The sequence below is a fragment of the Nostoc sp. genome (assembly GCF_036919615.1).
GTDB lineage: Bacteria > Cyanobacteriota > Cyanobacteriia > Cyanobacteriales > Nostocaceae > Nostoc.
On the sequence record NZ_JBALCN010000024.1, the window covers coordinates 1 to 12,510 of the forward strand.

Here is a 12,510-nt window from a genome sequence, read left to right on the forward strand (position 1 = left end):
ATTGCTGCCATGAATCAATTTAAACCCTGTTATGCTTCTGGATGATTTAGCTTATTTACTACTTGCTTATTCCGGAAAGTGACAGAAGAGGGTTAGGTTTGATGAACAATTGGGTCGTTGTTGGTTGCTTACGGCTGAAACTCCGTAAGCAATTTCACCGAGCGGAGGATTTCCGGCGAATCCGGTTGACTGCTGAATAATTGCTTCCATTCCGCGTTTTGATTCTCAAATGCGGTGCGTGCGCCATACAGGGCCATATCCTCATACTCAATAACGAGAATTAGCGAATTGGTATCAGGGCCAGGAACGGCATTACGAAAGAGGCGCACTGATTGAGGCATGACCTCGCTGTTGAACTTGGGACTGGCTGCTTCACCCAGTTTAGCCATGAAATCATTCATCCGCCCTGGCTTGACTTCGTAGGTAAAAATTGCAAAAACAGCCATTGCAGAAATCCTTTTGTTTGGCTAGTGTAAAAATTATACATTAACAAGATTTACAAAAAGGTTACGGCCCTGCCCTTTTCCTGCACTTACAAACTGACAATCCCACGCTTAACAGCAGTAATCACAGCTTGTGTGCGATCGCTCACTCCCAGTTTGCTCAAAATGCGATTCACATGCGATTTGACAGTGCTTTCACCAATACTCAAAGCAGTCCCAATTTCCTGATTACCCATTCCTTGTGCCATCAAACGTAGCACTTCCAACTCTCGTTCACTCAGTTCTGGATTGCTCATTCGCTGCAATAATTTTGCGCCCACTTCTGGCGGAATATATTTCTGACCATTATGAATGGCGCGAATCGCATTCAAAAGCTCGCCAGGTTTAGCATCCTTAAGCAGATAGCCTTGAGCACCCGCGTGTAAACCGCGATAGATGTCTTCATCACTATCGTAGGTTGTGAGTACCGCGATTCGAGCCTGCTTAAATTCAGCACAAATCGCCATAATGGCTTCAACACCTCCCATTTTGGGCATTCGTAAATCCATTAGTGTGACATCAGGTTGGTATTCTCGAAACGCGTCGATCGCTTGTTGCCCATTTTCCGCTTCAGCGATCGCTGTCATTTCTGGATCGCGGTTAATGATGGTTGCCAATCCCTTTCTGACAATGGCATGGTCGTCAACAATCAGCACTCGAATTGTAGTGGATTGGCTCATTATAATTCTCACTCTCGATTGATAGTGACAATAATTTCTGTTCCTTGACCTGGTTGGCTTTGAATCCTTAGTTGTGCGCTAATACGCTCTGCTCGTTCGCTCATTCCTAATAAGCCAAACCCACCGCTCAAAGGAATGCTACCCACTCCAAAGCCTTTGCCATCGTCTTTAATCTGTAAGATACACTGTGTCTCGTTGTACACTAACTCAACCCGAATTTCGCCAGCACAAGCGTATTTAATCGCATTGGTTAATGCTTCCTGCCCAATTCTGAGTAAGTTATTTTCCACTTCGGTTGGTAAGGAATAGGCTGTACCCTGAGTTTCGCAAATCAGAGCCGTGTCGGTCGTCGATCGCATTTGAGCCACAATCCGATGCAGGGCACTCTCTAAATTACCTTCTTCTAGTAGCCGCGGACGGAGTGCTGATACGGATCGCCGTGCCCCTGCCAGCCCAGCGCGTGCTAGTTCCTCAATCATTTCCAGATGTACTTGGGTTGCTTCCGGGTCATCCGCCAGCACTTGTGTTGCTGCTCCAACCTGAAGCAGAATACCTGTGAAGGATTGAGCCAGTGTATCATGAATTTCTCGCGCCATCCGGTTGCGTTCTTCCAGAATGGAAGCGTGCTCAGCTCGTTTGCGATCGCTAATGTCTGTGATCAGACTGTAGAAGCCTCTCACTTGAGCATTGTCATCGAAATCAGGGATCAAGGTCGCGCTGATACACCGCTTACCAAGCGGAAAAGGGATTTCTGCTTCTAAAGGTATAGTTTGCCCTTCAAACACCTGATTAATGTACGGCTCAACCCGTTGATAAACCGCCTCACCGAGAAGTTGGCGAACAGGGTTGCCGAGAATTTCATTGCGGCTACGGTTAAACCAAACCTCATAGGCACGGTTGATGAATTGATAACACCGATTGCCATCTACATAGCTGATCAGAACTGGTAGAGCGTCGGCAATCAGTCGTAATTCCTGTTCTCGTAAGCGAAGCTCGTCGAAGACATCGCGCAGCTCTGCTTCGCTTTGCTGTAAAGCTGCCGTTCGTTCTGCCACCTGAAGTTCCAGAGTAAGGTTGTATTCAGTTAACAGTTTCTCCGCTTGTCTCCTCTCTGTAATATCTTGAAAAGCTACGATTGCATAAGCCACGTCACCCTGTTCGTCAAAAACTGGAGTTCCCCATGCCTCAATTGGAATAGTTATGTCGTTTCGGCGAATTTCCATGTCATCAACCGTGGTACGTTCACCGCTTAATGCACGGACAATTGGCAGTTGGTCACTTGGATATTTTTCATTTGTTCCCACCCGATAAAACTGATAAACCTCTGCATACCGATCTGGTGTTATGGCAGGATCGACACCTTTGCCCACTAGCTGAATTCTCCGTTGATTGGCGTAATAAGGGTGACCCCTTGCATCCAATACTGCAATGGCTACTGGAACTGCTTCTAGAAATTGAGCCATTCTACTTTCACTCTTCTGTAGGTTTGAGTAGAGCTTGGCATTTTCAATCGCGATCGCTGCTTGAGTGGAGAGTAGATTCAGAAGTTGCGATCGATCTGGTGTAAATACTCCAGTTGCTAATTGATTTTCTAGATATAACACACCAACGAGCTTACTTTGATTGAGTAGCGGTAGACAAAAAATCGATTGAGTTTGGTAGTGTTGAATGTATGGCTCATTAATAAAAGTGCCTTCACAAGCTGCATTATTTAAGATGACTGATTCATGCGTCCGAATCACATATTGAATAATCGATTCGGGTAAGCGATCAGACATTGGAATTGATCGCATTACTCGTGTAGGACAAACCTGCTCACCCTCATTGAGTTCACAAGCAGCCTCAATTTTCCATTCGCCTGCATTTTCCAAAAGCAAGCATCCCATTTGTGCCCCAGCATTCTCAATTAAGATCAGCATTAAAGAATGAAGCAATTGCTCCAGTTCAATTTCACTGGAAATCGCTTGTGATGCTTTCATTACCGTCGCTAAATCAAAAGCAACTTGCGGCGCATTAGAGGTCATTCCAGCAGTAGTGCGGATTGGTGTAGAGTCTATGCTAGGCGACTGAGGAAAGAACTGGGGATAGCGAGTTTCTAAATCTTTAACCTTTGCCGTTGCTCCCCACCGCTCATAACAGTAATGGGCTTCCTTCATGTAGAGTTGAGCAAACTTTGCCAGACCTCGCGCTAGATAATGCTTGGCAGCTAATTCATATGCTAATGCCTCTTCCTGAATATATTCGTTTTCTCTAGCTCCTTGAATTGCTTGTTCGTAGAATTTTTCTGCCTCAAGCAACTGACCTAAAACTCGCGCTTTTTCTGCTTCGATTAAATGATATTTATGCAGATAATTCATTGGCGCATACTGTGCCCATTGCTTCATCTTCTCTTGGCTAAGGGCAACTTTCTTGAGAATTTCCTCCTGCTCTTGAGTACTACTTCTAACGTATATTGCCAGTCTTGTTAGAGAGTCATAGAGACAGTACACAGGAACAGTGGGGGTCACTCTTATTTGGCTTAAATGACTTTCTGCCCTAGCTGAGTTTTCTACTGCCTGAGCATACTCCGAAAATAAATAGCATAGGACAAGTTTGCTGAAAGATTCTAGAAAAATTGAAATTCTATTTAGTTCATGTTGTGGCTGTTTTTCCTCGTTGTAAGCTTCTCCAATAAGATGGGTTGACATAACCGAACGCCCCATCAAATTCAATACCGTTTGCTGTAATATTTGAATATGAATGAGTGCTGTTTTCTGTTGAACTTGACGACGAATTGCTTCAGTGTATGTCCTCATCTCACGTTCAAGTTTTACGAGTTCCTTACTGACAATAACGCCTTGGAGACAGTAAGCGTAAGCACCATAGGCAGCGAACTCTAAATCTCCTGTTTCCAACCCACTTCGATAGACTTCCAAGAGTGGCTCGGCTATTTCTCTAACGTGTTCTTTCCAATGTCTAATGAAGAAATTGATAATGAACAATGTCCGTGCTTTAAGTGCATGAGTATAGAATTTTGACAACAGCTTGAGAGCCAACTGTCCAAACTGGTAACCAGACTCGATGTTTCTCACCATTCCACAAAGGATTAATCCGCCAAAGCTGCTATAGACAAAGGGAGATATAAATGCATTGCCATATTGTATGGACAGATTAACCTGTTTAAATAAAAGTAGAGACACTAAATCAGGAGCAGCAAAATAGGCAGAAATCGTGATCCTTGACAAAATTCGCATTGCTGCCAATTGATTAGAATCAGTCATTTTCGGTAAATAACTCAAGTTCTCAATCAGCGTTTCTTGAAAGTGGGATATGATGATGTCTAATTCACGCTGAATATCTAACTGAGTTGGCTTTTCGGGAAAACTGATCCCTAGTTGCTGCAACACTTGCAATGCTGTATTGATCGATTCTAGTAGCTGATTCTGTGCAAAAGCTGTTTCAATTTTGACTTCGTAAACTTTCACAGTATCAAGAACTGTTTTAGCGTGTAGCAGAATGATCGCACTCCAGTATTCCACCTGCTCAAAATCACCACATAAGTACTCTGCTTCTGTTGTTTCTAGATATACCTCTAAGGTCAGATCATAGTTGGTTTGCCAGCTAGACGCTGTTAGCCATGCTCTGCCTGTGGCTAAATATTTTTTTGCCGCACTGTAGGCGATCGCTGCCTTTGCTTTCTGACTTGCCAGCAAATTCAATTTAGCGATCGTATTTCGCTCTGCTTGCTCGGTGACTAGCTCAATTCCATGATTGAGATGATCCACGATTTCAAACAGCCGTTCTGATATTTGTTCTGGCAATGACTTTTCGAGGAGATTGCGACCAATTTGCAGATGAACCACTTGTCTTTGCGACTGATCAATCAAAGCATAGGCGGCTTGCTGTACTCGGTCATGTAAAAACTTATACTCTTGAATTAACAAGTTTTCGTCTAACTCAGAGAGCGGTTGAATGAATCCATCTTGGATCGCTGTCAGTAACGCTGAGAAAACTGTTTTAACTGGTTGCTCACAGACAGTTGCCAACGTCTCTAAATCAAACTCAGCCCCAACACAAGCGGCTAAACGGAGCATCTGCTGGGTTGGGGCTGGCAATTTCCTCAACTTCAGCAACAACAGATCTATTACATTATCAGTAATCGCTTGGGCTTCAATCTGAGCCATGTTCCACTGCCACCCCCCTTTACTTCCCCCCTTAGTAAGGGGAGTTAGTGCGTTGCCAAGCCAGCGCCGTGCGGAGGTTCCCTCCGTTGAGGCGACTGGCGTGGGGTTTCCCCCGTTGTCGCAACTGGCAGGGGATTGAGGAGGGTCAAAAGTCAAACAATCTTCGGCATAGAGGTTTTTCAGAAACTCGCTCACAAAGAAAGGATTGCCCTCTGTTTTATGCAACACTAATTCCGCTAAGGGGCGTACAGTATCAGTGTTGTGATGTAGCGTCTCGGCAATCAACTGACTTAACGGCTTCAGCGTTAAAGGTTTAAGGGCGATCTCCTGAAGCACTGCCCCTTGTTGTTGCAGTTCTAAGAGCTTTAATTCTAACGGATGGTCTGGATTCACTTCATTATCTCGATACGCCCCAATCAAAAATAGATGTTGAGTCTGTTCATCTAGCAGTATTAACTCGATTAGCTTCAACGTGGCTGAGTCGATCCACTGCAAATCATCAAGGAAGATTACTAGCGGCTGTGACTCTGAACAAAACACCCTAATAAATTTCTGGAAAATGAAATTGAACCGATTTTGAGCCTCAGTTGCTCCAACTTCTGGTACAGATTGTTGCCGACCAATCAGCAATTCTACTTCCGGGATCGTATCAATAATCAGTTGTCCGTTGCTGCCCAATGCTGTGAGCAGACGCGATCGCCATAGTTGCAACTGTTCGTCTGGTTCAGCCAGCAGTTGGTGCATCAATTTTCGCAGGGCAATCACTAGGGCGCTGTAGGGAATATTGTGCTGAAATTGGTCAAACTCTACCAGAGATAAAATAACCGTGCTTTGCTGTGATTGGTCTGTAGAGTTCCTGCACGAGTGCTGATTTTCCAATTCCTGCATAGCCAGAGATCAACATCATTTCGGGAGACGCAGTTCGGCAGTCGCCGTCTTCTCTCCCTGCCACTCTTTCAAACGCCGCCAACAATACTGCAACCTCTGCTTCTCGTCCATACAGCTTTTGAGGAATATAAAACTGATCGCAAACATCTTGCAGGCCCAGTTGAATATAATCAATTCGACTCATCGTCTCTAACTGTTGAGCACAGACTTCTAAATCTGCTTTGATGCCCCAAGCACTCTGATAACGATCCTCCGCATTTTTCGCCATCAGTTTGAGAATAATCTCTGAAACAGCTCTAGGAATCGCAGTATTCAGTTCATGCGGCGGCATAGGATGTTTAGCAATATGACAATGGACTAGCTCCAGCACGTCTGTGGTGGGAAACGGTAGTTGTCCGGTGAGCAGTTCGTAGAACATTACGCCCAGCGAGTAGAAATCAGTCCGGTAATCGAGCAAACGGTTCATCCGTCCGGTTTGCTCTGGAGACAGGTAGGCGAGGGTTCCTTCTAAAACATGAGGGTTCTTGAAAGTCGGATTCGTGCGATTAAATTGGGTGGCAATTCCAAAGTCAATAATTTTGACAACGCCAGTATCCAGATTGAGGACTATGTTTCCAGGGTTGATATCTTTATGAATGACATTGGCTGCATGGATTCTGCCTAGAATCTCGCAAATAGTGCTCGCAAAACCTAGAAAAATCGATAAAGGCATCGGGCACAAAATATCTGGACGCTTGTGCATCCATTGCTCTAAGGACTCTGCCCCAAAATCTTCTAAGAGAATTACCAGAGTGCGTTGATAGTCTTGCTGGCTGTATGCCTTCACCACTCCTTCCACTGTGAGGGAACGGGTAATTTTATATTCCTGTCTGTAACGGGTTAATTCTTGAGGTGAGGGATAATCTTGCTTGAGCATTTTTACTACGATCCCTACTCCATCGTCTCTGATGCCTCGATAAACTAGAGAATTAGAACTTTCATATATCTTGTCTTGGATGGTAATACCAGGTAGAGCAATCATAGAGCAACTCTTGAGAGGATAATCTGGCATAACTCAAACTATACACCAATTCTCATTCTGAGAATAATTACTTGTTGTTTGCTCCCATCAAAAATAAGTTTGAGAAAAGATTGATAACTGAACTTTAATTTCCGACTCCAAAACACTCAACACTTTTCCTTCCACAGCAGTTAAATACGGTCGCTTCAGCTTGCCTAGCATTTCCAAAAACTTCTGCACTGACTCCTCCAGCGAACTCGAATACGCTCGACTCAGGCGATCGCAAAAAAGCCGCATCTGCTCACATTCAGCAGGCAAATAATCGAATGACTTCAGGTGCTCTGCTAGCTTGATAGAGACATTGTTTTGATATTTACGGCTTTTTATCCAGGATTGCAGGTAAACGGCGATCGGTCGGAACATTAAACAGTCGCTCAACACAGAGCAACATCTCCATTGCACCCAAAATCAGCCGCTCAGATACCTCACACATTGCCTGTACAGGAAAGGTGAGATGTCCCGATGACTCACCAAGTGGTGCATAAACCAAACGCAATTCTGTACCGTTGCATAATAGCCCGGTGTAAACTTTGGTTTCTTTTAAAAGACGCTCAAACTTAGACTGGGGGCTAGCGTGCCAACCAGTAGATTTACTATCCTCCGCGCCTGCATTGTTGAGTTCAGTACCAGGACTCAACACCTGTACCAACATCATCCAACTGCCATTAGGGTCGGGTACTGCATAAGTGGGTGTCAAGACTTCGTTGTAATCTGGTAGTGCGATCGCTAATTCCTCTGGACTGGCAACTAAATCTTCTGCCTGCCAACCCAAAACATTGATAGTAAAAGCAGAAAAATCAGTAATCCCAAAGCGTAGGCGTAGCCAGCCTTCAGCATCGCCTTCTATATCTTCAGGCAAAGCTTCGTAACGAGTAACTTCTTGTAGTATTTGTTGCAGTTCCACCACATTGCGGTTAACTACAGCTTGGGCTGCTGACTAATGCCGGGGGAGACACTACCAACCCCACAGGCTGGAGAAAGCCCAACCATTCTTTATGTAAACAGATTTCTGGATCGTTTGCCATTGTTTACACTCCCTCTAGCCGGAAATCGGCCATAAATAAATTACGCCGACTGGCAGGGCCCGCACTGCTTTTACTTTGTAAGCAGCTTCAATGCGGTCTGGTTCTGAAATTAGTTCAACTGTGATCGCTTGAAGGCGTTTTTCCTAATGGCGACGGTCTGCATCCAATTGACGTTGTTCCTCTATGAATGGAAGAGACAACTGCACTGTCTTAGATTCTTCCTGGCACTTGACAATTCATGTCCGTTACGCTGTTCCATCCTTGACGGGTTCCACGGCACATCAAAGTGGAACAAGTCTTCATACATTGCACTGTGAGATAAGGGATGAGGGTGCAATTACACTCTTTGTGTAACTCCAACATACAATCAATATTCTATTTTCAATATTTGCAGACGCTTATTCAGTTAAGCCAGTACATTAAAAATTCGACATCTACGCTTTTACATATTAGTAACGAGGTGAACGACTGCTTAAAAGAGCTTTGATTGACAATAGCAATATTACCTAAAAGGGAAGCATCTCAATCATGACTCAACTTGAGGATTTGAAGCGCAGTGTTAAGGTCAAGGGTATCTTGCCAAACAGTATTGTCACATTAGTAGATGCCGAACAGCACGGATCAGATGCTGTGAGCGTCATTTATAGAGATGACAGTGGTGGCACAGGAAGTCGCGTGCTATTTCGTTGGGATGAGCCAACTTTGGAAATTATAAGCCAAAAATCTCTTTGGAGATTCGATGCAGATGGTGGATTATTTCGCCTAGTGTCGGAAGCCTACCGTATCCAACTAGCTCATTTATTTGATCCATTTCTCGCCATTCACACTTCACGAGTAGAGCCTTACCCTCACCAAATTACAGCGGTGTACGCAGAAATGTTACCCCGCCAGCCCTTACGCTTTTTGCTGGCTGATGACCCAGGCGCAGGCAAAACTATTATGGCAGGATTGCTTATTAAAGAACTAATTATCAGAGGCGATTTGCAACGCTGCCTAATTGTCGTTCCAGGTAATTTAGTAGATCAGTGGCAACAAGAAATGAGAGAAAAATTTGAGCTAGATTTTGAAGTTCTCACAAACAGTCATATCAATGCAGCTAATACTGGCAATGTTTTTAACAAAATGCCCTTACTGATCGCTAGAGTGGACAAGTTAAAAAGGTACAAATCACCCCAGGACAAAAAACTCCAAGAAGATTTAAAGCAAATTGATTGGGACTTAATCATCTGTGATGAAGCTCACAAAATGTCCGCCTCATTCTCTGGGGGTGAAGTGAAGCCAAATCAACGCTATAACCTTGGAAGGCTGTTGTCTGATCATACCCGACATTTTTTACTGATGACTGCTACACCTCATAATGGCAAAGAAGCAGATTTTCAGTTGTTCATGTCTTTAATCGACCATGATCGCTTTGAAGGAAAGTTTCGTACTGGCGTTCATCCTACCGATGTTTCCGATATGATGCGGCGGGCGGTCAAAGAAGACTTGGTAAATTTAGACGGTACAAAGCTACTTCCAGAACGCAAAGCCTACTCTCCCAACTATACTCTCTCAAACTTAGAAAACCGTCTTTACCAACAAGTTACAGAGTATGTGCGGGAAGAATTCAACCGTGCAGAGGCACTGGAGTCTAGACGCAGAAGGACTATAGGTTTTGCCCTCACAATTTTGCAGCGACGGTTGGCATCTTCCCCAAAAGCAATTTACCAGTCTTTGCAACGGTGGCGGCAGCGGTTAGAAGAAAAATTGCGTGACAAGCAAATAGAGAACGAGGCAACACTTGACACTGATCAGGATGATATAGAGGAGTTAACAAGTAAAGAGCTAGAAGTGTTGGAAAATAAGTTTGTAGATCAAGCTACGACAGCGCAAACTATTGCAGAACTACAGGCAGAAATTGAGCGACTGCGGCAATTAGAAACGCTAGCGCAACAGGTAAACTCAGGTGAACCAGACCGTAAATGGGAAGAACTCTCACGACTATTTGAAAGTGACCCAGAGATGTTTGATGCTCAGGGAAATCGGTGCAAACTTATTATCTTTACAGAACACCGCGATACTCTAGATTATCTGGTAGAGCGGTTGAGCAAATTGATAAGTTGTCAAGCTGTAGTGACAATTCACGGTAGTATGCAACTAGAGGAACGTCAGCGAACACAGGCGGCGTTTAATCATGACCCTAATGTGCTAGTTTTAGTGGCTACCGATGCTGCTGGTGAAGGTATTAACCTTCAGGAATCATGTCATCTGATGGTAAACTATGATTTGCCTTGGAATCCCAATCGTTTAGAACAGCGCTTTGGCCGCATTCACCGGATTGGACAAACAGAAGTCTGTCATCTATGGAACTTAGTAGCTGAGGATACACGAGAGGGAGAGGTTTACAAAACGCTGCTGAAAAAACTAGAAACTGCGCGAGAAGCTCTGGGCGGTAAGGTATTTGATGTCTTAGGAGAGGCTATCAATGGTGAGGAACTACGGCAACTGTTAATTGATGCGATCCGCTATGGGAACCGACAAGATGTGCAAGAGCGATTATCCCAAGCTGAGGCTGGTCTTGAAATAGAGCGCCTTCGGAAATTATTAGATGAGCGGTCACTAAACTATGAATCTATGGATCTTTCCAAAATACGTCAAATTCGTGAGGACATAGAGCGGATTGAAACCCGTAAACTACAACCATACTTTATAACTGAATTCTTCTTACAAACCTTTGGGCAATTGGGTGGCAGAATAAAAGAAAAAGAATCAGGACGTTACGAAGTCACTTTTACTCCAGTTGATATCCGCAATAGATTATCTAAAACCTATAGCGACATTTGTTTTAAGAAAGAGCTGATCCACCTACGGAATAAACCTGCTGCCGAGTTTATCTGTCCGGGTCATCCGCTGTTAGATGCCATCCGTGACTTGTTGTTGGAACGCCACCGTACCTTGTTAAAACAAGGAAGCATTCTTGTAAATGAGAACGACTTTGGTGAGCAAGCCCGCATTCTAATCTACTTGGAACACGCAATTCAAGATGCCCGTACTAACAAAGATGGCAATTACCGCGATGTGTCCAAGCAGATGCAATATGTAGAGATTGACTCAGAAGGGCAAGTTCACAATGCAGGTTACGCTCCCTATCTCGATTACCGACCATTAGATGAATCAGAGCAATCCCTAATAGCCCAGATATTAGTCGAGCAATCTTCAATTTTACAGAGAGGGATTGATGAACAAGCGCAGGAGTATGCAATCAAATATTTAGTTCCCCAACATTATCGGGAAGTCCAGCAGCGCCGGACAGAGCGGATCACTAAGACAATAAAAGCTGTAGAAGAACGGCTTACTAAAGAAATCAATTACTGGGAGTCTCAAGCAGAAAAATGGCAACAAAAAGAACGAGCCGGAAAACAGAATGCCAGACTCAGCTATGATAATGCTCATCGCAAGGTAGAGGAAATTACGGCACGGCGGCAAAAGCGGCTAGAAGAGTTAGAAAAGGAGCGTCAATTATTACCGCAGCCGCCGCTGGTTGTTGGTGGTGCATTGATTGTACCGATTGGTCTGATTCGTCGTTTGAAAGGCGATAAACCAGTTGTTCCAAGCACTTTTGCCACAGAAAAGGAGCGAATCGAAAAACTGGCTATGGAAGCGGTAATAGCAGCTGAAAAAGCATTAGGATTTGAACCGCAAGACGTGAGTGCAGAAAAGTGTGGTTACGATATTGAATCACATATTTTAAGCACAGGTAAGCTAAGGTTTATTGAAGTCAAGGGACGTATTTCAGGTGCTGATACAGTAACTGTTACGAAAAACGAAATTTTCACAGCGCTGAATAAGCCAGATGCCTTTATCTTGGCATTGGTGGAAGTACCTCAATATGGAAATTGGTCTGAGGCAAACTGCGGTATCCGTTATGTAGTTAATCCCTTTTATCAACCACCAGATTTTGCAGTAATAAGTGTGAATTACAACTGGCAGAAACTTTGGAATCAAGGAGAACAACCACATAAATAATACCTGAAATTATTGAGTGCGATCGCTCATTTATCTAAAAATCGTTTTCACAAGAGCGTTAGAAATACGTAGGTATTTCGCACCTTGTCGCTAGGAGTCCATATGCGGCGCGCACCTTCAAAATAGACCAAAGCTAGAGTTAGAGTAAGTATTTCTGCTTGACTAAAAACAGCTTTGTTATGAGACATCGCAGTTTTCCTTCAGACA

At 44.0% G+C, this 12,510-nt stretch carries 5 protein-coding genes and 1 pseudogene; 1 reads left to right on the forward strand and 5 read right to left on the reverse strand.

Annotation, left to right across the window (positions count from 1 at the left end; all coding sequences use genetic code 11):
- Positions 1–128: 128 nt before the first annotated feature.
- The 5 genes and pseudogenes from V7K48_RS08435 to V7K48_RS08455 all read right to left on the reverse strand — a co-directional run bounded on the left by V7K48_RS08435 (position 129) and on the right by V7K48_RS08455 (position 8,177).
- Positions 129–446: an NIPSNAP family protein gene (locus V7K48_RS08435; protein ID WP_335071376.1), complete on the reverse strand. Its 318-nt coding sequence runs from the start codon at positions 444–446 to the stop codon at positions 129–131.
- Between the two features lie 86 nt (positions 447–532).
- Positions 533–1,162: a response regulator transcription factor gene (locus V7K48_RS08440; protein WP_335071378.1), complete on the reverse strand. Its 630-nt coding sequence runs from the start codon at positions 1,160–1,162 to the stop codon at positions 533–535.
- Between the two features lie 8 nt (positions 1,163–1,170).
- Positions 1,171–7,234: pseudogene (locus tag V7K48_RS08445) on the reverse strand (AAA family ATPase).
- An 87-nt stretch (positions 7,235–7,321) separates the two neighbouring features.
- A complete protein-coding gene (locus tag V7K48_RS08450) occupies positions 7,322–7,636 on the reverse strand; it encodes a hypothetical protein (RefSeq protein ID WP_335071380.1) in 315 nt (104 codons plus the stop codon).
- A complete protein-coding gene (locus V7K48_RS08455) occupies positions 7,587–8,177 on the reverse strand; it encodes a hypothetical protein (protein WP_335071382.1) in 591 nt (196 codons plus the stop codon). The genes V7K48_RS08450 and V7K48_RS08455 overlap by 50 nt, the downstream gene beginning before the upstream one ends.
- 649 nt (positions 8,178–8,826) lie before the next feature.
- On the opposite strand from V7K48_RS08455, the gene V7K48_RS08460 reads away from it, so the two are divergent.
- On the forward strand, positions 8,827–12,303 hold the full coding sequence (locus V7K48_RS08460) for a helicase-related protein (protein ID WP_335071384.1): 3,477 nt from the start codon (positions 8,827–8,829) through the stop codon (positions 12,301–12,303).
- Positions 12,304–12,510: the final 207 nt, after the last annotated feature.